The organism is Streptomyces sp. NPDC017936, assembly GCF_044328485.1.
Lineage (GTDB): Bacteria > Actinomycetota > Actinomycetes > Streptomycetales > Streptomycetaceae > Streptomyces.
In genome coordinates this window covers 210,960-233,004 of the sequence record NZ_JBIRHK010000012.1, presented here as the reverse complement: position 1 = coordinate 233,004, position 22,045 = coordinate 210,960, and the positions used below count along the sequence as shown (strand labels likewise).

Genomic DNA, 22,045 nt, shown 5'->3' with positions numbered 1-22,045 from the left:
ACTCAGATGTCGAGGAAGCGGACGTCCTTGGCGTTGCGCTGGATGAACGCGCGGCGGGCCTCGACGTCCTCGCCCATCAGGACCGAGAACAGGTCGTCGGCCTGGGCGGCGTCGTCGAGGGTGACCTGACCGAGGACCCGGTGCTCCTGGTCCATGGTCGTCACGCGCAGCTCTTCGGCGTTCATCTCGCCGAGACCCTTGAAGCGCTGGATCGAGTCCTCGCGGACGCGCTTGCCGCGCTGCCGGCCCATCTCGATCAGCGCGTCGCGCTCGCGGTCGGAGTACGCGTACTCGATGTCGTCCCGGCCCCACTTGATCTTGTACAGCGGGGGGCGGGAGAGGTACACGTGCCCGGCCTCGACCAGCGGCCGCATGAAGCGGAACAGGAAGGTCAGCAGCAGGGTGCTGATGTGCTGGCCGTCGACGTCGGCGTCCGCCATCAGGATGATCTTGTGATAGCGGAGCTTCTCGATGTCGAAGTCCTCGTGCACGCCGGTGCCGAAGGCGGAGATCAGCGCCTGGATCTCCTGGTTCTGCAGGATCTTGTCGATCCTGGCCTTCTCGACGTTGAGGATCTTGCCGCGGATCGGGAGGATCGCCTGGTACTGCGGGTTGCGGCCGGACTTGGCCGAGCCGCCGGCGGAGTCACCCTCGACGATGAAGATCTCGCACTTGGTGGGGTCGTTCGACTGGCAGTCGGAGAGCTTGCCCGGCAGGGACGCCGACTCCAGCAGGCCCTTGCGGCGGGTCAGGTCGCGGGCCTTGCGGGCCGCCACGCGCGCGGTGGCCGCCTGGATGCCCTTGCGGACGATGTCCGCCGCCTCGTTCGGGTTGCGGTCCAGCCAGTCGTTGAGGTGCTCGTAGACGGCCTTCTGGACGAAGGTCTTCGCCTCCGTGTTGCCCAGCTTGGTCTTGGTCTGGCCCTCGAACTGCGGCTCGCTCAGCTTGACCGAGATGATCGCGGTCAGACCCTCGCGGATGTCGTCACCCGTGAGGTTGTCGTCCTTGTCCCGCAGCAGCTTCTTGTCGCGCGCGTACTTGTTGATCAGGTTCGTCAGCGCGGCGCGGAAGCCCTCCTCGTGGGTACCGCCCTCGTGGGTGTGGATGATGTTCGCGAAGGAGTAGACGCCCTCGGAGTAGCTGCTGTTCCACTGCATCGCGACCTCGAGGGACAGGTGCTTGTCCCTGTCCTCGGCCTCGAGGTCGATCACCGTGGGGTGCACCACGTCGCCCTTGCGGGAGTTGAGGTACTTCACGAAGTCGACGATGCCGCCCTCGTAGTGGTACGTGACGGTCCTGACCTCGTCCTTCTCGTCCGCACCCGCCTCGTCCGCCCCGGCGGTGGCCTTCGCCGACTCGCGCTCGTCGGTGAGCTTGATCGTCAGGCCCTTGTTGAGGAACGCCATCTCCTGGAAGCGCCGCGAGAGCGTCTCGAAGGAGTACTCGGTGGTCTCGAAGATGTCCGGGTCGGCCCAGAAGGAGACCGACGTGCCGGTCTCCTCGACGGCCTCGTGCTGGGCCAGCGGCGCCGTGGGGACGCCCATCTTGTAGTCCTGCGTCCAGCGGTGGCCGTCGGTCCTGACCTCGACGGCGACCTTGCTCGACAGGGCGTTGACGACGGACACGCCGACGCCGTGCAGACCGCCGGAGACCGCGTAGCCGCCGCCGCCGAACTTGCCGCCCGCGTGCAGCACGGTCAGCACGACCTCGAGGGCCGGCTTGCCCTCGGAGGCGACGATGCCCACCGGGATGCCGCGGCCGTTGTCGGTGACCCGCACGCCGCCGTCGGCCAGGATCGTCACGTCGATGGTGTCCGCGTGCCCGGCCAGCGCCTCGTCGACCGAGTTGTCGACGACCTCGTACACGAGGTGGTGCAGACCGCGCTCACCGGTGGAACCGATGTACATACCGGGTCGCTTGCGGACGGCGTCCAGGCCCTCGAGGACGGTGATGGCGCTGGCGTCGTACGAGGCGGTGACCTCGCTGCTCGAGGCGTCGGCCTCGCCGTTCACGCCGGCGTCGGTGGACGGGATGTTCTCGTTGGGGTTGCCGGAATCGGCCACGAAGCGCCCTTTCTGGCACAGCACGAGCCGGGCTCGTCGGCGGGTTGCCGGAGCGGCTGCGGCATGTTGCGTCGGTAAGCCTTGATCAGCGTTGCTCAGCGTCTCCCGGGCGGTCCCCACGTTCGGGGCGGGATCGGCTTCCAGTCTACCGGTAGCGCTGACAGTGATGGGGGTTTGCCGGTACCTGAGTCCTCACGTGCCGCCCTGAACCGACCTCGGCCGGGTCCCCATATACGGAGCAGGGCTCCAAGAGGCTCACAGAGGCACTCAGCGCTTCCAGGCGTCAACCCTTGGCTACCGGGGAGTCAGCTCCGTGTCCGCCACCGCGCGCGGGCGCGGCGAACGACGGCCGGGGCGGTCCCGATGGCCCGCCCCGGCCGTCGCACACGTGACATACATCACCCGTAGGTGTCGCCGGGACCCGTGCTCCCGGGGGCCCTCAGGGGGCCGTAACGGCGGGCGGGACCACCGGGGCCCTGCACCCGGATCTGCCGCACCCGGCCCTGCCCCAGGTCCTCGTTGAGACGGGCGACCAGCGTCGGCGCCAGCAACCGCAGGTTCGTCGCCCAGGCCGTGGAGTCGCAGCGGACGACCAGGACGCGCTCGTCCTCGTCGTACCGCTCCGGCACGCAGTGCTTGGCCACGTCCTCGCCGACGATCTGCGGCCAGCGGCCCATCACCCCGCCCACCGCGGCCGGCGCCTCCCAGCCGCGCTCGGTGAGCAGCCGGTTGATCGCGGCGCCGAGCGCCATCGGATCGCGGCCGTCCGCCCGCGCGCCGGAGCGCAGGCCGCCCCCGCGCCGGGCCTGCCGCTTCTGCTGCGCCGCGTCCCCGCGCGCGCGTGCCTGTTCGCGCGCCGCCCTGAGCGCCACGCGCGCGAGGTCCACGCCTGAGGGCTCGGGAGCCTTCTTCTTCGGGTCCTGATCGGTCATACGCGTTCCACCGTCCCGTCCGACACCGCGTACCGCGCTCCCACGAGCACATGCGGTACGTCGTCGTCGACCGCGGCCGTCACCAGCACCTGCTCACCGGGCGCGACCAGCTCCGCCAGCCGCTCCCGCCGACGGGCGTCCAGCTCGGCGAAGACGTCGTCGAGGACGAGCACCGGCTCGTTGCCCTCGGCCCGCAGCAGGTCGTAGGAGGCCAGCCGCAGCGCCAGCGCGTAGGACCAGGACTCGCCGTGGGAGGCGTACCCCTTGGCGGGCAGCTGACCGAGTTTGAGCACCAGATCGTCCCGGTGCGGGCCGACGAGGGTGACGCCCCGTTCGATCTCCTGCTTGCGGACGTCGGCGAGCGCGGCCATCAGCTGCTCGTAGAGGTGCTCGCGCGTGTGCGCCTCGCCCGGCGCCGACGGCTTGTACTCCAGGGCGAGGGGGCCGCCGCCGGGGGCCAGCTGTTCGTACGCCTTGTCGGCGAGCGGCTGGACGGCGGCCACCAGGTCGAGCCGCTGGGCGAGCAGTTCGGCGCCCACGCGCGCGAGGTGCTGGTCCCACACGTCCAGCGTGGACAGGTCCAGGGAACGGCCGCCGTGGCGACGGGCCAGCGCGGCCGACTTCAGCAGGGTGTTGCGCTGCTTGAGCACGCGCTCGTAGTCGGAGCGCACCCCGGCCATGCGCGGGGAGCGGGCGGTGATCAGCTCGTCCAGGAAGCGCCGGCGCTCACCCGGGTCGCCCTTCACCAGGGCGAGGTCCTCCGGGGCGAACAGCACGGTCCGCACGATCCCCAGCACGTCCCGGGGCCTGACCTGGGAGGACCTGTTGATACGGGCGCGGTTGGCCTTTCCCGGGTTCAGCTCCAGCTCGACCAGCTGCTGCCGGTCGCCCTGACGGACCTGCGCCCGGATGACGGCGCGGTCGGCGCCCATGCGGACCAGGGGGGCGTCGGAGGCGACGCGGTGGCTGCCGAGGGTGGCGAGGTAGCCGACGGCCTCGACGAGGTTGGTCTTGCCCTGTCCGTTCGGGCCGACGAAGGCCGTGACGCCCGGGTCGAGCGGGACTTCGACCCGGGCGTAGGAGCGGAAGTCGGCCAGCGACAGATGCGTGACGTGCATGGTCGTTTCGCCGACCTCCCGGGCGTGGCGGACCGCCGGGCGGTCCTGTGGACTACTTCTTCTCGACCGCGTGGCCGCCGAACTGGTTGCGCAGCGCCGCGATCATCTTCATCTGCGGCGAGTCCTCCTGGCGGGAGGCGAACCGCGCGAACAGGGACGCGGTGATCGCCGGAAGCGGTACCGCGTTGTCGATGGCGGCCTCCACGGTCCAGCGGCCCTCGCCGGAGTCCTGGGCGTAGCCGCGCAGCTTGTCCAGGTGCTCGTCCTCGTCGAGGGCGTTGACCGCCAGGTCGAGCAGCCAGGACCGGATGACCGTGCCCTCCTGCCAGGAGCGGAACACCTCGCGGACGTCCGTGACGGAGTCGACCTTCTCCAGCAGCTCCCAGCCCTCGGCGTAGGCCTGCATCATGGCGTACTCGATGCCGTTGTGGACCATCTTGGCGAAGTGGCCGGCGCCGACCTTGCCGGCGTGCACCGAGCCGAAGTCGCCCTCGGGCTTGAGCGCGTCGAAGACCGGCTGCACCTTGGCGACGTTCTCCGCGTCGCCGCCGTACATCAGCGCGTAGCCGTTCTCCAGGCCCCAGACACCGCCGGAGACCCCGCAGTCGACGAAGCCTATGCCCTTGGCCGCGAGCTCCTCGGCGTGCTTCTCGTCGTCGGTCCAGCGGGAGTTGCCGCCGTCCACGACGACGTCGCCCGGCTCGAGGAGCCGGGCCAGCTCGTCGATCGTCGACTGGGTGGCGGCGCCGGCCGGGACCATCACCCACACCACGCGCGGGCCCTCGAGCTTGCCCACGAGTTCTTCGAGGCTGTGGACATCGGCGAGGTCCGGGTTGCGGTCGTATCCGACGACGGTGTGGCCCGCGCGGCGGATCCGCTCGCGCATGTTGCCGCCCATCTTGCCGAGGCCGACGAGACCGAGCTCCATCAGTTGTTCCTTAGGTCGCTGTGTGGCGTGCGGGGCACCTTCGTACCCGTGTCCGAGCCTAAACCCGGACCCTCACGCACAGCTGTGGGCGTACGCGCTCAGACGTACGGCCCCTCGGCGCGGTCCCCTGCGGCTGTGCCCACAGGCCGGAGCCGCGCGTCCACGACCTGTGGACGACGTCGGACGGTCCGGCCGCTCGCCGGGGGCTGCGGCCGAGCCGACCGTCCGGGATCGCTCAGCCGCTCAGCCGCACCGGCATGATCAGGTACTTGTAGGCCTCGTCCGCCTCGGCGTCCACCGCCGGCTTGCCGCTGAGCAGCGCGGGCTTCGTGGACGTCGTGAAGGACAGCTGGGCGACCGGGGAGTCGATGGCGCTCAGACCGTCCAGCAGGAAGGTCGGGTTGAAGGCGATGGAGATGTCGTCGCCCTCGAGCTGGGCGTCGACCCTTTCCACAGCCTGTGCGTCGTCGCTGGAGCCGGCCTCCAGGATGAGCACGCCCTGCTCGAAGCTCAGCCGCACCGGGGTGTTGCGCTCGGCGACCAGGGCCACGCGCTTGACGGCCTCCACGAAGGGGGCGGTCTCGATGACGGCGATGCTGTTGAACTCCGTCGGGAACAGCGTGCGGTACTTCGGGAGGTCGCCCTCCAGCAGACGCGTCGTGGTCCGCCGGCCGGCGCCCTCGAAACCGATCAGGCCCTCGCCCGCACCCGAGCCGGAGAGCGCGAGGGTGACACTGTCACCGCTGGTCAGCGCCTTGGCGGTGTCCAGGAGCGTCTTGGCGGGCACCAGGGCGACGGCGGAGGCGTCCGGGTTCTCCGGCTTCCACAGGAACTCGCGGACCGCGAAGCGGTAGCGGTCGGTGGAGGCCAGCGTGACGGTGTCGCCCTCGATCTCGATGCGCACACCGGTCAGGACGGGCAGCGTGTCGTCGCGGCCGGCCGCGATGGCGACCTGGGCGGCCGCGGAGGCGAAGACCTCACCGGGGACCGTGCCCGTGGCGTTCGGCATCTGCGGCAGCGACGGGTACTCCTCCACAGGCAGCGTGTGGAGGGTGAAGCGGGACGAGCCGCAGACCACCGTCGCCCGTACACCGTCTGTGGAAATCTCCACCGGCCGGTTGGGGAGGGCGCGGCAGATGTCCGCGAGCAGGCGGCCGGAGACGAGGACCGTGCCCTCCTCCTCGACCTCGGCCTCCACCGACACGCGCGCCGAGACCTCGTAGTCGAAGCTGGAGAGGCTGAGGGCGCCGTCCTCGGCCTTCAGCAGGAGGCCGGCGAGGACAGGCGCCGGCGGACGGGCCGGGAGGCTGCGCGCCGCCCAGGCCACTGCCTCCGCGAGTACGTCGCGTTCCACCCGGATCTTCACTCTTGCCGCCTCCTGCTGTTGCCGGCGCTTCTCGCCCTGCCTGGCCTTCGTCGTCTGTCTCGGTGTCGTCGGCCCCTACGAGGGGCAAGGACCACCGAGGACCAGTCTGACGCACAGCACTGACAGTAGGTGCCTCTCGGGGTCAAGTCGTGACGAGGGGCAGCCGGGCAGCGAGGGGCGAGTTGTGCACAGGACCCTCTTCGAAACGGATTCCGAGCTCTCTATGGTCGGGAGTAGTAGTAGGGCCTGTGGATACCGTGGATAACTTCGTTTTCGCAGCTCAGCAGCGAGATTTTGTCCACGGGCCCTGTGGGCGGAGACGGTGGACAACCGGGGTCGTCTGTGGAGAACGGAAAGTTCTGCACACCCCGTGCACAGGCAGGGGCCACTTCTCCCCAGCTCCGTCCCCAGCTTTACCCGTCTTTCCCACAGCCCAATCAGGCAACCTCGTGTGACGCCTTTCACTCGACGCGGTGAGGAGGCGCTTCTGCTTGCCGAACAGTGGACAGGCATGTGGAGAAGCCGCTTCTCTCTGGGGACAACGGGCTCGAGCCTGTGGGCCGCCGGTGGACAACTTCGTGCACAGGGTGTGGACGGTCTCGTTGTCCACACCCTGTGGAGATCCTCTGTCCACGGATCCACAGCCGGTTGACCTGCCCTGATGATCCTGCGACAGGGCCCCCTGTGGAAACCGTCTGGACAACTCCGCGGTCCCCAGGCTGTGGAGGGGAAAAAGTCACCGAATCTGTGGAGAGCGGCCGTAACCCGGCGGGGAATCGAATGGCGGACGACAGACGGGGTGGCGGGCGGACGACGTGGCGGACGACGCGGCGGCCGGTTCGGGGGCGTCGGACGGCCTCTTCAGGGGGTGGCGGAGCGCCCCTCCGAGGGCGTGGGGCCGTCATGCGGGCGCGCGAGCTCGTCCTCCGGGGGGCGCGAGCTCGTCCTCCGGGGGTGCCTGAGGCAGTCGTCGGCGGTGTCTGAGGCGGTCCGTCGCAGGGCTTGAGGGAGCCCGTCGCGGTGTCGGCTGTCCGTCGCGGTGTCGTCGCGTGGTGGTCTGTGGCGACTGCTCGGAGGAGCCCGGTGGACCGGGCGGGGGTCCTCGGCGGGGCGGGGACGGTGCGCCGGGCCGGTGCGGGGGAGGCGTGTCCGCGCCGCGGGTGGTCCCGCGGCACGAAGAGGGCGCCCCGGGATCTGCTCTCGGGGCGCCCTCGAGGGTGCGTGCGGCTCCGTCAGCCGGCCTTGATGCGGTTGGTCAGCTCCGTCACCTGGTTGTAGATGGAGCGCCGCTCGGCCATCAGGTTGCGGATCTTGCGGTCGGCGTGCATCACCGTGGTGTGGTCGCGGCCGCCGAACAGCGCGCCGATCTTCGGCAGCGAGAGGTCGGTCAGCTCACGGCACAGGTACATGGCGATCTGGCGGGCGGTGACGAGGGCCCGGCCGCGTGAGGTGCCGCACAGGTCCTCCACGGTCAGCCCGAAGTAGTCCGCCGTGGCGCTCATGATCGCCGTCGACGTGATCTCGGGCGCCGAGTCCTCGCCGCCGGGGATGAGGTCCTTCAGGACGATCTCCGTCAGTCCCAGGTCCACCGGCTGCCGGTTGAGGGACGCGAACGCCGTCACCCGGATCAGCGCGCCCTCCAGCTCGCGGATGTTGCGCGAGATCCGCGAGGCGATGAACTCCAGCACCTCCGGCGGAGCGTTCAGCTGCTCCTGGACCGCCTTCTTGCGGAGGATCGCGATACGCGTCTCCAGCTCCGGCGGCTGGACGTCGGTGATCAGACCCCACTCGAAACGGTTCCGCAGCCGGTCCTCCAGCGTGACCAGCTGCTTCGGCGGCCGGTCGCTGGACAGGACGATCTGCTTGTTCGCGTTGTGGAGCGTGTTGAAGGTGTGGAAGAACTCCTCCTGCGTCGACTCCTTGTCCGCCAGGAACTGGATGTCGTCGACGAGCAGGATGTCCATCTCGCGGTAGCGCTTGCGGAAGCTGTCGCCCTTGCCGTCACGGATTGAGTTGATGAACTCGTTCGTGAACTCCTCCGAGCTCACGTACCGCACGCGCGTGCCCGGGTAGAGGCTCCGCGCGTAGTGCCCGATGGCGTGCAGCAGGTGCGTCTTGCCGAGCCCCGACTCCCCGTAGATGAAGAGGGGGTTGTACGCCTTCGCGGGCGCCTCCGCGACGGCGACCGCCGCCGCGTGCGCGAAGCGGTTGGACGCGCCGATGACGAACGTGTCGAAGAGGTACTTCGGGTTCAGCCGCGCGGTCGGCTCACCGGGGCCCCCGGCCGGCGCGGGCTGCGCGGATGTGGGACCGGGCCCGCCGACGCCGGGCTGGGCGGGACCGGTCGGCCCGCCGCGGTGCGGGCGCCCGCCGACCGAGGGCTCGGGCAGCTCACGCCGGCCGGAGTCCCGCTGGTCGTAGTCGGGGCGCGACGGCTCGTAGTCGGGGCGCTTCTGCTCGTACGACGACGGCTCGTAAGGCGGCCGTTCCATCGCCTGCGGACGGTAGTCCTGCGGGGGCGAGCCGTAGGCGTCCTGCGGCGGCGAGGCGTAGGGGTCGCGCTCGGGGAAGCCGAGACGCTGCTGCTGCCAGCCGTAATCGTCCTGCGCGGACCGCGGCCAGGCGCCGGGCTCGGGACGCTGGTACTCCGAGGGGTACGCGGGGCGGGCGGTCGGCAACGGGTCCTGGTGCGGCCCCTGGTCGCCGGAGGGCCCCGGCGGCTGCTCGGCGCGGTGGCGGCCGTAACCGTCGTACTGGCCGTCGTAAGGCCTGTCGTACGTGCTGTCGTACGGGCCGCCGGCGGGGAGCTCCGGTTCCTCGTACCGGGGCTGGGCGGGGGGCGCCGGCGGGGCCGGAGGCTCGCCGGCGGTCTCGTCGACGGTGATCGCGATACGGATCGGACGGCCGCACTCGCGGCTCAGCGTCTCGCTGACGATCGGGGCCAGACGGCCCTCCAGCACACCCTTCGCGAACTCGTTCGGCACGGCGAGCAGGGCCGTGTCGGCGACCAGCGCCAGCGGCTGGCAGCGGCGGATCCAGTGCTCGTCCTTCGCCTCGACGCCCTGTCCGCGGCCCTCTCCGAGGAGCTGCTCCAGTACGCGTGGCCACACTGCGGCAAGATCGGCAGGTACGTCAGCCACAGGGCACGCTCTCTCACAGGTCCCACGAAGGTGTGACGGTGGGACGGGTCGGGGTTCACATCGGGTCGGGCGAGGGACAAAGGAACGAATCGGAGTTCAGCCACGGTAGTCAGCGCGGCGGCTACGGTTCAAGTTGTTGTCCCCAGGCTGTGGACAGTGTTCCTCAGTAGCCGCCGGTTTGACCGGATGGCGTAGCCCCGCGTACCGTAACCAGGTCGAGTTGTCGATGGCTGCTGCCGCCTGCCTCCGATGGGCACAGATCGCGTCAGGTGATCGGGAAGCGGTGCACTCGGGCGTTGACGCGAGCTACTCGTGGGCGCACGGTGACAGCCAGGACGGCACCCGCCACCACCGATTTGATTACTGGAGCCCCCGAGTGAGCAAGCGCACCTTCCAGCCGAACAACCGTCGTCGCGCGAAGACCCACGGCTTCCGGCTGCGTATGCGCACCCGTGCCGGCCGCGCGATTCTCGCGTCCCGCCGTAGCAAGGGTCGCGCCCGTCTGTCCGCCTGATCCCGGTCAGGTCATGCCGTCGTGCTGCCCACCGAGAACCGGCTGAGGCGGCGCGAGGACTTCGCGACCGCGGTACGGCGAGGCCGTCGGGCCGGACGCCCGACTCTCGTCGTCCACCTTCGAAGCGGTGCCACGGACCCGCACGCGCCTGGGGAGAGCGCTCCCCCGACGCGTGCGGGTTTCGTCGTGAGCAAGGCCGTGGGGGGAGCGGTCGTGCGCAACACGGTGAAGCGCAGACTGCGTCATCTGATGCGCGATCGAGTCGCCCTCTTCCCCCCCGGTAGCCTGGTAGTCGTACGAGCGCTGCCCGGTGCGGGCGACGTCGACCACGCACAGCTGGCCCAAGACCTTGATGCCGCCGTACAACGGCTGCTGGGAGGGGGCGCGCGATGAAGTACCCGCTGCTGGCCCTGATCAAGATCTACCAGTGGACGATCAGTCCGCTGCTCGGGCCCGTGTGCAAGTACTACCCGTCGTGCTCCCACTACGGCTACACGGCCATCGACCGGCACGGCGCGATCAAGGGAACGGCCCTCACCGCCTGGCGCATCCTGCGGTGCAACCCTTGGTCGCTGGGGGGTGTGGACCATGTCCCGCCGCGGAAGCGACCGCGGTGGCACGAAATGCTGCGCGACGCCTGGCGTGCACGCAGGGGCGGGACCTCCGCCGCCGAAACGGCCACCGAAGAGAATGTTTCTTCGAGCCCGGCCGCAGAGACTTCGTCCCATGCCCAAGGAGCATGATTAGTGGACACGATTGCCAGCCTCTTCAGCTTCATCACGACACCCGTCTCCTGGGTCATCGTCCAGTTCCACAAGGTGTACGGGGCCATCTTCGGCCCTGACACCGGGTGGGCCTGGGGCCTGTCCATCGTGTCCCTGGTGATTCTGATCCGTATCTGTCTGATCCCGCTCTTCGTGAAGCAGATCAAGGCGACGCGGGCGATGCAGACGCTCCAGCCGGAGATGAAGAAGATCCAGGAGCGCTACAAGAACGACCGTCAGCGCCAGTCCGAAGAGATGATGAAGCTGTACAAGGAGACGGGCACCAACCCGCTCTCCTCGTGCCTTCCCATCCTGGCGCAGTCGCCGTTCTTCTTCGCGCTGTACCACGTGCTCAACAGCATCGCGAACAACGACACCATCGGCGTCATCAACCAGAGCCTGCTGGAGAGTGCCCAGAAGGCGCACATCTTCGGGGCGCCGCTGGCGGCGAAGTTCACCGACAGCTCCGCTGACGTCGCGGCGCTCGACGCCTCGCTGACCACCGTCCGCATCGTGACCGCGGTCATGATCGTCCTGATGTCGGCCTCGCAGTTCTACACGCAGCGCCAGCTGATGACGAAGAACGTCGACACCACGGTGAAGACGCCGTTCATGCAGCAGCAGAAGATGCTGATGTACGTCTTCCCCATCATGTTCGCCGTCTTCGGCATCAACTTCCCGGTCGGTGTCCTCGTCTACTGGCTGACCACGAACGTGTGGACCATGGGCCAGCAGATGTACGTCATCCACAACAACCCGACCCCGGGTTCCAAGGCTCAGGCCGCCTACCTGGAGCGCCTGCACAAGCGCGTCGAGCACCACGGCAAGACGCGCGGTCGCGGTGAGAAGGCCATCGTCAAGGCCATCGTGGCCAAGGGCCGTGACCGCAACGAGTTCGAGCGCAAGTTCATCAACGGGCTGGGCAAGGCGGGCCTCGTGGCCCAGGCCGACGGCACCGTCGTGAAGGGCGAGGCCCAGGCCGCCACCCTGACCGAGGACGGCACGCCCACCACCGCGGCCGCGGCCAAGCGCCAGCAGCCCAAGCGCCAGAGCAAGTCCCAGCGGCAGTCCGGAGGGCCGAAGGCGGCCGGCGAGGCCCCCACCACCTCGCTGAGCAAGTCCGACGAGCCGCAGGACGCCAAGCCCACGGGTGCCGCCAAGCCGAAGCCCGGCTCCACTGGCTCCAGCAGCGGCCGCAGCAGGGCCCAGTCCGGTCAGCGCAAGGGCGGCCCGCAGCGCCCCAAGTCCCCGTCCAAGAAGTAAGAAGGAGCCCATCCCGTGACGGAAGGCACCACCCCCGCCGCCGCCGAGGGTGCAGACACCCTGACCCGCCTGGAGCAGGAGGGCGAGATCGCGGCGGACTACCTCGAGGGTCTGCTGGACATCGCCGATCTCGACGGCGACATCGACATGGACGTCGAGGCCGACCGCGCCTCCGTGTCGATCATCAGCGACACGGGCAGCCGTGACCTGCAGAAGCTGGTCGGCCGGGACGGCGAGGTGCTGGAGGCGCTGCAGGAGCTGACGCGCCTGGCCGTGCACCGGGAGACCGGCGACCGCAGCCGACTGATGCTGGACATCGCCGGGTACCGCGCGACGAAGCGCACCGAGCTCTCCGAGCTGGGTGCCAAGGCCGCGGCCGACGCGAAGAACAGCGGTGAGCCGGTGCGGCTGAAGCCGATGACGCCCTTCGAGCGCAAGGTCGTCCACGACGCGGTCAAGGCGGCCGGCCTGCGCAGTGAGTCCGAGGGCGAGGAGCCGCAGCGCTTCGTCGTCGTGCTCCCCGACTGAGTTCGGTACGCACGTCCCTCCGGCCCCGTCTGTTGCGCAGGCGGGGCCGGTCTTTGTCAGCCTGATAGTTCTGGTGGCCGGCGCCGAGTGCGCCGATGCGGTACGGAAGGACGGTCCCCGTGACGGAGGCAGCGGAGCTCCCCCCTGCGCCCGAGCAGGCACGCGAGGTATTCGGCGATCGCTTCGCTGATGCGGTCCGGTACGCCGAACTCCTCGCCGAGGCAGGTGTGCAGCGCGGGCTCATCGGCCCCCGGGAGGTGCCCCGCCTCTGGGAGCGGCACCTGCTGAACTGCGCGGTGCTCTCGGAGGCAGTACCCGAGGACGTGACCGTGTGCGACGTCGGCTCAGGCGCCGGTCTGCCCGGGATTCCCCTGGCGCTCGTCCGTGACGACCTGAAGATCACCCTGCTCGAGCCGCTTCTGCGACGCACCAACTTCCTCACCGAGGTCGTCGAGCTGCTGGGCCTGGATCACGTGACCGTCGTGCGCGGTCGCGCCGAGGAAGTCATGGGCAAGCTGCCGCCGGTCCATGTGGTGACCGCCCGGGCGGTGGCGCCGCTGGACCGTCTGGCCACCTGGGGCATCCCGCTGCTGCGCCCCTACGGGGAAATGCTGGCGCTGAAGGGGGACGCCGCGGAGGAGGAGCTGAAGAGCGCGGCCACCGCACTCACCAAGCTCGGCGCGGTCGGCACCTCGATCCTGCACGTCGGCGAAGGCATCGTCGATCCGCTCTCCACGGTCGTGCGGGTCGAGGTCGGGGAGAGCCCCGGTGGTGTGAGGTTCGCGGCCAAACGGGCCAAGGCGGCCCGGACGGGGCGTACGCGCCGCCGGCGCTGACCCGACCCTGGAGAACACCCGTACTCCACACAAGCTGCCCCACCCGCGCATGACGGAGTGTCGCGAGAGTTCGGCCCCGGGCGCTGTGCATCGTGTTTCACGTGAAACGTCGCTCACTGCTCCACGGCATCATCAGCCGGGGCCGCGCCGCTGCCGAACCCCGCGACCGGAAGCCTCTCGGCTCACTCGACAAGGGACCGGAGTTGTCCACAGAGGTGGATTTCTCCACAGAAGACCAGACCTCACTGGTTCACGACCCCGAAGACATGGGAGGCTCTGTTCATTGCGAGCCTGAAGTCGAGGAGAGTGAATCCTTGCGGTCCGACGCCAACATCGCGGGACCGATGACCGATCCGGTCCCCGGTCCCCGTACCGAGTCGATGGGGGAGGATGTTTCACGTGAAACACCGCCCCCGATGGACGACACACCGATCGGTCGTGCTGCCCAACTGGCGGTGGAGGCGCTGGGCCGCGCCGGCGAAGGTCTGCCACGGCCCGAGCAGACCCGCGTCATCGTGGTCGCCAACCAGAAGGGGGGCGTGGGCAAGACGACGACGACCGTCAACCTTGCCGCTTCCCTGGCCCTGCACGGTGGTCGTGTCCTGGTGATCGATCTCGACCCACAGGGCAACGCGTCCACCGCCCTCGGGATCGACCATCACGCCGAGGTGCCGTCCATCTACGACGTGTTGGTCGAGAGCCGTCCGCTCGCGGAAGTCGTCCAGCCGGTCCCTGATGTCGAGGGTCTCTTCTGCGCTCCGGCCACGATCGATCTCGCCGGTGCGGAGATCGAGCTGGTGTCCCTGGTGGCACGTGAGAGCCGACTGCAGCGAGCGATCCAGGCGTACGAGCAGCCGCTGGACTACATCCTCATCGACTGCCCGCCCTCGCTGGGCCTCTTGACGGTCAACGCGTTGGTGGCAGGTCAGGAGGTCCTCATCCCGATCCAGTGCGAGTACTACGCGCTGGAAGGGCTGGGCCAGCTGCTGCGCAATGTCGACCTGGTACGGGGGCACCTCAACCCCACGCTGCATGTGTCGACCATCCTGCTCACCATGTACGACGGCCGTACGCGCCTCGCGTCGCAGGTCGCGGAAGAGGTGCGCACCCACTTCGGTGACGAGGTGCTGCGGACGAGCATTCCCCGCTCGGTCCGCATCTCCGAGGCGCCGAGCTACGGGCAGACGGTGCTGACTTACGATCCTGGATCGAGTGGTGCCCTCTCCTATCTTGAGGCTGCCCGAGAGATCGCGCTGAAGGGCGTCGGAGTCGGCTATGACGCCACCCACGCCCATATCGGCGCCCAGAACAATCCGAGCATGGTGGAGGGGATCCAGTGAGTGAGCGACGAAGGGGGCTGGGCCGTGGTCTGGGCGCGCTGATCCCTGCTGCCCCGACCGAGAAGGCGCCGGCTGCGGCTGCGGTGGGAGGTGGCACGTCGGCGTCCCCCGCAGCGGTCCCGCTGCTGACGACCGACCGTGGAGTGGCGGCGGCCAAGGTGACGACGCTGCCTGTTTCACGTGAAACCGAGGAATCGTCGGCGACCGGTGCTCCGGAGACGCCTGCGCCTCCCCTGGGTGCTCACTTCGCAGAGATTCCCCTCGACGCCATCACGCCGAACCCGCGCCAACCGCGTGAGGTCTTTGACGAGGATGCCCTCCACGAGCTGATCACCTCCATCAAGGAAGTCGGTCTCCTCCAGCCGGTCGTGGTACGGCAGCTGGGCCCCGGGCGCTATGAGCTCATCATGGGTGAGCGGCGCTGGCGGGCCTGCCGTGAGGCGGGCCTGGAGGCGATCCCCGCGATCGTGCGGGCCACGGAGGACGAGAAGCTTCTTCTGGACGCCCTCCTGGAGAACCTCCACAGGGCTCAGCTGAACCCGCTGGAAGAGGCAGCCGCCTACGACCAGCTGCTGAAGGACTTCAACTGCACCCACGACCAGCTGGCGGACCGCATCGGTCGCTCGCGCCCGCAGGTCTCCAACACGCTGCGTCTGCTGAAGCTCTCGCCGGCGGTTCAGCGTCGGGTCGCTGCCGGGGTGCTCTCCGCCGGTCACGCCCGGGCCCTGCTCTCGGTCGAGGACTCGGAGGAGCAGGATCGACTGGCCCACCGGATCGTGGCCGAGGGACTCTCGGTGCGGGCGGTCGAGGAGATCGTCACCCTCATGGGCTCCCGCCCGCAGACGCCTCAGCGTTCCAAGGGACCCCGCGCCGGTGGCCCTGTCTCCCCGGCGCTCACCGACCTCGCCACCCGCCTCTCGGACCGCTTCGAGACGCGGGTGAAGGTCGACCTGGGCCAGAAGAAGGGCAAGATCACCGTCGAGTTCGCCTCCATGGAGGACCTTGAGCGCATCCTCGACACCCTCGCCCCCGGTGAGGGGCCGGTCCTTCAGAAGGGCCTGGTCGAAGGGGAGGGTGCGGAAACGGAAGGCTGAGCCGTCCGGCTTCCGAGCTTTCGTCCGCCGATCGCTGGAGCGAGCCGTGTCCGGTGTATACCGGAACACGGCTCGCTCTTTGCTTTCCCGCAGTATCGAGGGAATCGCATCGTGGATACGATGCGTGGGGGTATGGCGCATCCACCGGGCAGCACCTCTGAGGGGGAGGCGGGGGCCATGCGGACGATGAGCCGAACGGGACTGGTGAGCGCGGGACTGGGACTGGGCGCGGTCGGAGGGTTCGTCGGCAGCCTGCTCAGGGAACGGAACGCTCTGACAGCCGCTCGCGGCGCGGCGGGCGCAGGAAGCGAGGAACAGCCTTCATGGGGCGTCGGCTCGTACCGCTCACGTTGGACAACCTTCAGGACCTTCCCCAGCGCTGTCGCTCGTGCGTCTTCTGGGAACTGGATCCCGTCAGCGGCGAGGCCGCGGTAAAAGCCGGAACAGGCGCCGCGGAGAAGGAGGCCTGGATCTCCGGCGTCCTGCTGGACTGGGGCTCCTGCGGCCGGGTCGTCTACGTCGACGACGTCCCCGTCGGCTTCGTGCTCTACGCTCCGCCGGCTTATGTGCCTCGCTCGACAGCTTTCCCCACGAGCCCGGTGTCACCCGATGCGGTGCAGCTGATGACGGCCTTCATCATGCCGGGTTACCAGGGACAAGGGCTGGGCCGGGTGATGGTGCAGACGGTCGCCAAGGATCTGCTGCGCCGGGGCTTCAAGGCGATCGAGGCGTTCGGTGACGCCCGCTGGAAGGATCCGGCCTGTCTGCTTCCGGCCGACCACCTGCTGGCCGTGGGGTTCAAGACGGTCCGCCCGCACCCTGCTCACCCCCGGTTGCGGCTGGAGCTGCGTACCACGCTCTCCTGGAAGGAAGACGTGGAAATGGCGCTCGACCGGTTGCTGGGAGCAGTCCAGAAAGAGCCGGCGCTGCGACCGCTGTGAGCGGTACTCGTATGCGGGGCGCGCGGGCTCGGATACGCCTGGGACAAACGAAAGGGCCAGCCCTTTCGGGCTGGCCCTTCGTGTTTCACGTGAAACATCGGCCGCCGGTGCGACGACTCAGAACGTCACTCGGCGATGAAGTCCTCGAGGTCGCGGACGATCGCGGCCTTCGGCTTGGCGCCGACGATGGTCTTGGCGACCTCACCGTTCTGGTAGACGTTCAGGGTCGGGATGGACATGACGCCGTACTTGGCGGCCGTACCCGGGTTCTCGTCGATGTTGAGCTTGACGACCTCGATCTTGTCACCGTACTCGTTGGCGATCGCCTCGAGGGACGGAGCGATCTGGCGGCACGGTCCGCACCAGGCGGCCCAGAAGTCCACCAGGACGGGCTTGTCGTTCTTGAGGACGTCCTGCTCGAAGGAGTCGTCGGTCACGTTCTTCAGGTCGGCCACGGCGGGCTCCTTTAACTGGGTGCGGTAGGGCGGTAGGGGGATCAGACAGCGGTCTTCTCGGGCTCGGCGTGCTCCTCGTCAGCGAGGGCAGCGAGGAAGCGCTCCGCGTCCAGAGCCGCGGAACAGCCGGTCCCGGCCGCGGTGATCGCCTGACGGTAGGTGTGGTCGACCACGTCGCCGGCAGCGAAGACACCGGTCACGTTCGTCCGGGTGGAGGGGGCGGCGACCTTCAGGTACCCCTCCTCGTCCAGGTCGAGCTGACCCTTGAAGAGTTCGGTGCGCGGGTCGTGGCCGATCGCGATGAACAGGCCCGTCACCGGCAGGTCGGAGAGCTCACCGGTCTTGAGGTTGCGCAGCTTCAGACCCGCCAGCTTCTGGTCACCCTGGATCTCGGCCACCTCGCTGTCCCAGACGAACGTGATCTTCGGGTCGGCGAAGGCGCGCTCCTGCATCGCCTTGGAGGCGCGCAGGGTGTCCCGCCGGTGGACGATCGTCACGGACTTGGCGAAGCGCGAGAGGAAGGTGGCCTCCTCCATCGCGGTGTCGCCTCCACCGATCACGGCGATGTCCTGGTCCTTGAAGAAGAAGCCGTCACAGGTGGCGCACCAGGAGACACCGCGGCCGGACAGCGCGTCCTCGTTCGGCAGGCCGAGCTTGCGGTGCTGCGAGCCGGTGGTGACGATGACGGCCTTGGCCTGGTGCACGGTACCGGCGGTGTCCGTCACCGTCTTGATCTCACCGGAGAGGTCGACGGAGACGATGTCGTCGGGAACGAGCTCGGCGCCGAACCGCTCGGCCTGGGCGCGCATGTTGTCCATGAGCTCGGGGCCCATGATGCCGTCCTGGAAGCCGGGGAAGTTCTCCACCTCGGTCGTGTTCATGAGCGCGCCGCCCGCGGTGACAGCGCCTTCGAACACCAGCGGCTTCAGCGACGCGCGTGCGGTGTACAGCGCCGCCGTGTAGCCGGCGGGCCCGGAGCCGATGATGATCACGTTACGGACGTCGCTCACGGCTTGATTCCTCGTCTCTGGTCTGCGTCGTTCGACCGGTGGGAGCCTCTCTGAACTCTCACCCCACCCAACGGATCCTAAGGGGCGCGCATTCCCGTTGTGCCCGGGCACACGGAGGGACGGACACCGTACGGGATAACCACGCAGGACCCGGACGAAGCCTTGCCCGTCAGCGCTGTGTGTACGTGTCCTTCAAGAGGAGCTCGGCCGGGCCGGCCGACCCCTGCCGGACGCACGTGGCGTCCATCAGGTAGACGTTCACACGGGTGGCGTCGGAAGGGTCGGGCAGCACGACCAGCAGAGCGTCCCTCCCTTGGTACCGGCCCTGTTCGACGGCGAGGGCCGTCCCGCTCTGACCGATCCCCTTCTGGACGCAGGGCGGAACAGTGGGCTGCCTGAAGGCCCTGGTGCTGGGACCTTCAGGTTCACCCTGAATGCCGACCTCGCCCGGGCTCTTGGAGCCCTGGGTCGTGGCGAGGAGTTCAGTGACCTGCTGCTCCAGGGTGCTGTGAGCGAAGGTGTCGACGGCTGTGGACGCCGACGGATGGGCGGAGGTGCCGGAGCCCGAGTCCTCCGTCAGTGACGACACCAGGAACGAACCGAGTCCCAGCGCGGCGACAGCGAAGACGGTGCTCAGCGCAGCGACCGTGCGTCGCCTGCCCCGAGCATGTTCCTTACGGCCCGGGCCGGTGGTGGCGCTACGGGCGTGGCCTGCGGGGCGGGACGTCCCTGCCGATGTTTCACGTGAAACGTACGGGGCGGGCTGGACGTCGCTCTCGGGTATGGAAACGGGCAGACCGTCCTCGGACGTGCTCGTGGCTTCCGACGCGGTGGCGCTCGGCAGCGACTCCGCGGCGAGTGCGGCATCGATGCGGTGGGCGACGTCGTCGGGCATGCGCGGCGGTCCCGAGACCGCGCCCAGGAGACCACGGATCTCCTCCAGCGACGCATGGACGTCCGCGCAGAGTGCGCACGCCTCCAGGTGCTGACGGACGGCGGAGCTGCGAGAGGGCGGCAGCAGGCCCTCGGTGAGGTCGGAGATCTCCGCGACGTCCGGGTGCCCGCTCGTGTCCGTCGTCGATGTCACGCTCGCCCACCTCCGCCCTTCACAGCAGCTGAATCGCCCGTCCCGGCGCCGGACGGTCCCTCCTCATGAGGACCCGCTGCGGGTGGGACGGATGTCCCCTCCGCCCGGTTCCGTCCCCCGGCCGTTTCTTCCTCCGCGTTTTCTTCCTCGGCCTCGGTGTGTCCCGGGCGAAGATGCGTGAGCAACGGCAGCAGCTTGGCTCTGCCCCGGGCGCAGCGGCTTTTCACCGTCCCGGCCGGCACGTCGAGCATGCGGGCGGCTTCGGCAACGGGGTATCCCTGCATGTCGACGAGCACGAGTGCGGCGCGCTGGTCGGGCGGGAGCGTGCCGAGCGCGTCCAGCAGCTGGCGGTGGACGTCGTTGCGCTCGGCCGGAGCCGAAGCCGACTCGTGCGGCTCCAGCAACTGCTCCAGGCGTTCGGGGTCGTCGACCGGCGAGGTCCTGCGGGAGGCCACCTTGCGGGCGCGGTCCAGGCAGGCGTTCACCGTGATGCGGTGCAGCCAGGTCGTGACGGCGGACTGGCCGCGGAAGGTGTGGGCGGCGCGGTAGGCGGACACCAGGGCGTCCTGGACCGCGTCAGCGGCTTCCTCGCGGTCGCCGAGAGTGCGCAGGGCCACCGCCCAGAGCCGGTCGCGGTGGCGTCGTACGAGCTCACCGAAGGCGTCGGGGTCGCCCTTCACATGGCGGGCGAGGAGGTCCTGATCGCTGGCGTCGCCATGTGTGGTGCCATCTGCCATCAGACCCCCTCCCCCTGTGTCCGCGGTGAGCTGTCAGCCGGTGAACTTCACGTCGGTGATGGCCTGCTTGTAACCGGAGCCGCTGTAGTTGGCGGAGTCGTTTCCGGAATACGGCATCGCGGTCAGCCACACCAGCACGTAGCGGCTCTTCGCCGGCTTGGCGACCGCCACCTTCGCAGAGGTGTCGCTCGTCGTCACCTCACCCAGCTTGCTCATGGAGCTCAGCGGGGTGGACGAATCCAGCGAGTCGGTTGCGTAGAGCTGGACCGTGGTGTGATCGCCGCCGTACCGGAGTGAGAGCGTCGCGGTCGACACCTCCTGGGCGGAGCCGAGGTCGTAGACGATGCCGACACCAGGCTTGATCACTATCTTCGGACCGTCCTCGTAGCTGTTGGTCCGCCATCCCGTCGTCGTGCTGCCGTCGTACGTCAGGTCCACGTCGCCGGGATGCTGGGCGTCGCCCGCGGCCACGTACTCCTGGGCACCCTCGATCGTGAGCTGCCTGACGGGCTTGATCTTGTCGCTGTTGTTGTCGTTCCCGTCGGTGGTCTGCGTCTGGTTGGTGTCGTCGGGCTTGTCACCCTGGTCCATCAGGGCGTCCGCGAGCTGCCAGCTGCCCAAGCCCAGGGCCGCGATCAGGAGGGCCGAGACGGCCCACTTCAGCGCCCTGCCGGTACGGCTCTGCAGCGGTGGAGGCGGAGCCGGCACCGGCTGCGTGGCGCCCGGGTGGGCGACGGGGCGGCCGTACGTGCCCTGCTGGTACGTCGTCCGCTGGTACTCCGGGGGCGCGGTGAACGCCGGCTCCGGCGGGCGGATGCGGGGCATCTCCCCGATCGCCTTCACCAGCTCCTCCGGCGTGGTGCAGGCGGCCTCGTGCCGGGACGCGGTGGCCCCGTCGTTGACGAGGGCCCGCATCGTCAGCTCCGACAACCCGCGATGGACGCCGGCACGCACCTGGTCGGGTGGGATGAGCCCGATGTCCTTGGGCAGCCCGGACAGGCCGTATGCGTCGCTCTCGTACGGCCAGCGCTGGGTGAGCGCCGCGTACAGCAGCGCGCCGATCGCTTCGGTGTCGGCGCGCTGCGGAGTGTCGGAGCTGACCCCGCGCAGCGCGGCGTTCACGGCGAGGCCGCGGATGCGCCACTGGCCCGTGGAGGTGCGCAGTACGGCGTTGGGGTTCAGGCGCAGGTGCGCGAGGCCCTCGCGGTGGGCGGCGGCCATGGCGGAGGCGACCTGGCTGACCATCTGGTAGGCGTCGTGCGGTTCCAGCGGCCCGGAGGCGAGGAGGGTCGTCAGCTCGGTGGCGTCCGGCAGCCACTCGTGGACGACGTAGACGAGGTCGTTCTCCTCGACGGCGTCCAGTACCTGGACGAAGCGGGGATCGCCGAGCAGCGCGGAGGAGCGCGCCGCGGCCAGCACGGAACGGGCCCGGCTGTGGTCCGCGGGCAGGACGTGGACGCCGACGGCACGACGGAGTTTCTCGTCGACCGCACGCCAGCTGCTGAAACCGTCCAGACGGGTGACGCAGTCCTCGAGACGGTAGCGTCTGGCGAGCTTGTGACCGCTGTGCAGTTCCGGCGCCGAGGCCTTCCCAGGACGCTCCGTCCCGCCGCTCCCCTGTGCCTCGTCGCTGTCCGTGTCCCGCTCCCGGTTCTTGGCCACCCCGTCGGCCGTGGACTGGTCCGCCTGCGCGGTCAGCGGCTCGTCACCGCTGTTGTCTGCCACGTCGACGGCAGCCGTACTCCGTTCCGCCACCGTCGTTCCTGCCTCCCCATTCATTGCGCGCCGCCCGACCTCGTGCGCGCCGTCCGACGCCGAAACCAATTGTGCCCACAGTCCGCCGCTATGCACGACACGCGGCGACGGACGATGGTTGTGCGCCTACCCCCTGATCCAGGGCCTGCGCAGCCTCTCATACCGGGGACGCAG

Annotated in this window: 20 protein-coding genes; 9 read left to right on the top strand and 11 right to left on the bottom strand. The window is 69.3% G+C overall.

Annotated features, from left to right (window positions below):
* Nucleotides 1-2: 2 nt before the first annotated feature.
* The 6 genes from gyrB to dnaA form a co-directional block, all read right to left on the bottom strand.
* Nucleotides 3-2,087, bottom strand: coding sequence for a DNA topoisomerase (ATP-hydrolyzing) subunit B (gyrB, locus tag ACH4F6_RS25265; protein ID WP_397962586.1), 2,085 nt, complete (start codon nucleotides 2,085-2,087; stop codon nucleotides 3-5).
* A 374-nt stretch (nucleotides 2,088-2,461) separates the two neighbouring features.
* The gene (locus ACH4F6_RS25260; RefSeq protein ID WP_397962585.1) at nucleotides 2,462-2,995 is read right to left on the bottom strand and encodes a DUF721 domain-containing protein; all 534 of its coding nucleotides are present in this window, start codon (nucleotides 2,993-2,995) and stop codon (nucleotides 2,462-2,464) included.
* Nucleotides 2,992-4,113, bottom strand: a complete 1,122-nt coding sequence (gene recF / locus ACH4F6_RS25255; RefSeq protein WP_397962584.1) for a DNA replication/repair protein RecF — start codon at nucleotides 4,111-4,113, stop codon at nucleotides 2,992-2,994. The genes ACH4F6_RS25260 and recF overlap by 4 nt, the downstream gene beginning before the upstream one ends.
* A gap of 52 nt (nucleotides 4,114-4,165) precedes the next feature.
* Nucleotides 4,166-5,041, bottom strand: coding sequence for a phosphogluconate dehydrogenase (NAD(+)-dependent, decarboxylating) (gene gnd / locus ACH4F6_RS25250; RefSeq protein ID WP_397962583.1), 876 nt, complete (start codon nucleotides 5,039-5,041; stop codon nucleotides 4,166-4,168).
* 235 nt (nucleotides 5,042-5,276) lie between these two features.
* Nucleotides 5,277-6,407: a DNA polymerase III subunit beta gene (gene dnaN / locus ACH4F6_RS25245; RefSeq protein ID WP_391645763.1), complete on the bottom strand. Its 1,131-nt coding sequence runs from the start codon at nucleotides 6,405-6,407 to the stop codon at nucleotides 5,277-5,279.
* 1,232 nt (nucleotides 6,408-7,639) lie between these two features.
* On the bottom strand, nucleotides 7,640-9,547 hold the full coding sequence (gene dnaA / locus ACH4F6_RS25240) for a chromosomal replication initiator protein DnaA (protein ID WP_397962582.1): 1,908 nt from the start codon (nucleotides 9,545-9,547) through the stop codon (nucleotides 7,640-7,642).
* 376 nt (nucleotides 9,548-9,923) lie between these two features.
* Between dnaA and rpmH the strand changes: the two genes are divergently transcribed.
* The 9 genes from rpmH (at nucleotide 9,924) to ACH4F6_RS25195 (ending at nucleotide 16,827) form a co-directional block, all read left to right on the top strand.
* Complete coding sequence (gene rpmH / locus ACH4F6_RS25235; RefSeq protein ID WP_003956500.1) at nucleotides 9,924-10,061, top strand: 50S ribosomal protein L34; 138 nt, start codon at nucleotides 9,924-9,926, stop codon at nucleotides 10,059-10,061.
* Between the two features lie 21 nt (nucleotides 10,062-10,082).
* A complete protein-coding gene (gene rnpA / locus ACH4F6_RS25230; RefSeq protein ID WP_397962581.1) occupies nucleotides 10,083-10,454 on the top strand; it encodes a ribonuclease P protein component in 372 nt (123 codons plus the stop codon).
* The gene (gene yidD, locus ACH4F6_RS25225; RefSeq protein WP_397962580.1) at nucleotides 10,451-10,804 is read left to right on the top strand and encodes a membrane protein insertion efficiency factor YidD; all 354 of its coding nucleotides are present in this window, start codon (nucleotides 10,451-10,453) and stop codon (nucleotides 10,802-10,804) included. The genes rnpA and yidD overlap by 4 nt, the downstream gene beginning before the upstream one ends.
* Before the next feature lie 3 nt (nucleotides 10,805-10,807).
* Nucleotides 10,808-12,088, top strand: coding sequence for a membrane protein insertase YidC (gene yidC / locus ACH4F6_RS25220; protein WP_397962579.1), 1,281 nt, complete (start codon nucleotides 10,808-10,810; stop codon nucleotides 12,086-12,088).
* Nucleotides 12,089-12,103: 15 nt separating this feature from the next.
* Nucleotides 12,104-12,616 carry a protein jag gene (locus ACH4F6_RS25215; RefSeq protein ID WP_397962578.1) on the top strand — a complete coding sequence of 171 codons (513 nt, stop codon included), beginning with the start codon at nucleotides 12,104-12,106 and terminating at the stop codon, nucleotides 12,614-12,616.
* 119 nt (nucleotides 12,617-12,735) lie between these two features.
* Nucleotides 12,736-13,452, top strand: coding sequence for a 16S rRNA (guanine(527)-N(7))-methyltransferase RsmG (rsmG, locus tag ACH4F6_RS25210; protein WP_397962576.1), 717 nt, complete (start codon nucleotides 12,736-12,738; stop codon nucleotides 13,450-13,452).
* A 266-nt stretch (nucleotides 13,453-13,718) separates the two neighbouring features.
* On the top strand, nucleotides 13,719-14,792 hold the full coding sequence (locus tag ACH4F6_RS25205) for a ParA family protein (RefSeq protein ID WP_397962645.1): 1,074 nt from the start codon (nucleotides 13,719-13,721) through the stop codon (nucleotides 14,790-14,792).
* Nucleotides 14,789-15,886, top strand: a complete 1,098-nt coding sequence (locus ACH4F6_RS25200) for a ParB/RepB/Spo0J family partition protein (protein WP_397962575.1) — start codon at nucleotides 14,789-14,791, stop codon at nucleotides 15,884-15,886. The genes ACH4F6_RS25205 and ACH4F6_RS25200 overlap by 4 nt, the downstream gene beginning before the upstream one ends.
* 323 nt (nucleotides 15,887-16,209) lie before the next feature.
* Nucleotides 16,210-16,827, top strand: a complete 618-nt coding sequence (locus tag ACH4F6_RS25195) for a GNAT family N-acetyltransferase (RefSeq protein ID WP_397962574.1) — start codon at nucleotides 16,210-16,212, stop codon at nucleotides 16,825-16,827.
* A gap of 125 nt (nucleotides 16,828-16,952) precedes the next feature.
* Here ACH4F6_RS25195 and trxA read toward each other — a convergent pair whose 3' ends face one another.
* From trxA to ACH4F6_RS25170, 5 genes are all read right to left on the bottom strand, one after another.
* Nucleotides 16,953-17,282, bottom strand: coding sequence for a thioredoxin (trxA, locus tag ACH4F6_RS25190; protein ID WP_397962573.1), 330 nt, complete (start codon nucleotides 17,280-17,282; stop codon nucleotides 16,953-16,955).
* Between the two features lie 41 nt (nucleotides 17,283-17,323).
* Nucleotides 17,324-18,292, bottom strand: coding sequence for a thioredoxin-disulfide reductase (trxB, locus tag ACH4F6_RS25185; RefSeq protein ID WP_397962572.1), 969 nt, complete (start codon nucleotides 18,290-18,292; stop codon nucleotides 17,324-17,326).
* A 169-nt stretch (nucleotides 18,293-18,461) separates the two neighbouring features.
* A complete protein-coding gene (locus ACH4F6_RS25180; protein ID WP_397962571.1) occupies nucleotides 18,462-19,379 on the bottom strand; it encodes an anti-sigma factor family protein in 918 nt (305 codons plus the stop codon).
* The gene (sigM, locus tag ACH4F6_RS25175) at nucleotides 19,376-20,116 is read right to left on the bottom strand and encodes an RNA polymerase sigma factor SigM (RefSeq protein ID WP_397962570.1); all 741 of its coding nucleotides are present in this window, start codon (nucleotides 20,114-20,116) and stop codon (nucleotides 19,376-19,378) included. The genes ACH4F6_RS25180 and sigM overlap by 4 nt, the downstream gene beginning before the upstream one ends.
* A 33-nt stretch (nucleotides 20,117-20,149) precedes the next feature.
* On the bottom strand, nucleotides 20,150-21,871 hold the full coding sequence (locus ACH4F6_RS25170; protein ID WP_397962568.1) for a protein kinase family protein: 1,722 nt from the start codon (nucleotides 21,869-21,871) through the stop codon (nucleotides 20,150-20,152).
* Between the last annotated feature and the right edge of the window lie 174 nt (nucleotides 21,872-22,045).

Coding starts and splice junctions, on each gene's coding strand:
- ACH4F6_RS25260 (WP_397962585.1), bottom strand. CDS start 2,995: ATGACCGATCAGGACCCGAAGAAGAAGGCTCCCGAGCCCTCAGGCGTG.
- recF (WP_397962584.1), bottom strand. CDS start 4,113: ATGCACGTCACGCATCTGTCGCTGGCCGACTTCCGCTCCTACGCCCGG.
- gnd (WP_397962583.1), bottom strand. CDS start 5,041: ATGGAGCTCGGTCTCGTCGGCCTCGGCAAGATGGGCGGCAACATGCGC.
- yidD (WP_397962580.1), top strand. CDS start 10,451: ATGAAGTACCCGCTGCTGGCCCTGATCAAGATCTACCAGTGGACGATC.
- ACH4F6_RS25205 (WP_397962645.1), top strand. CDS start 13,719: ATGGGAGGCTCTGTTCATTGCGAGCCTGAAGTCGAGGAGAGTGAATCC.
- ACH4F6_RS25195 (WP_397962574.1), top strand. CDS start 16,210: ATGGGGCGTCGGCTCGTACCGCTCACGTTGGACAACCTTCAGGACCTT.
- sigM (WP_397962570.1), bottom strand. CDS start 20,116: ATGGCAGATGGCACCACACATGGCGACGCCAGCGATCAGGACCTCCTC.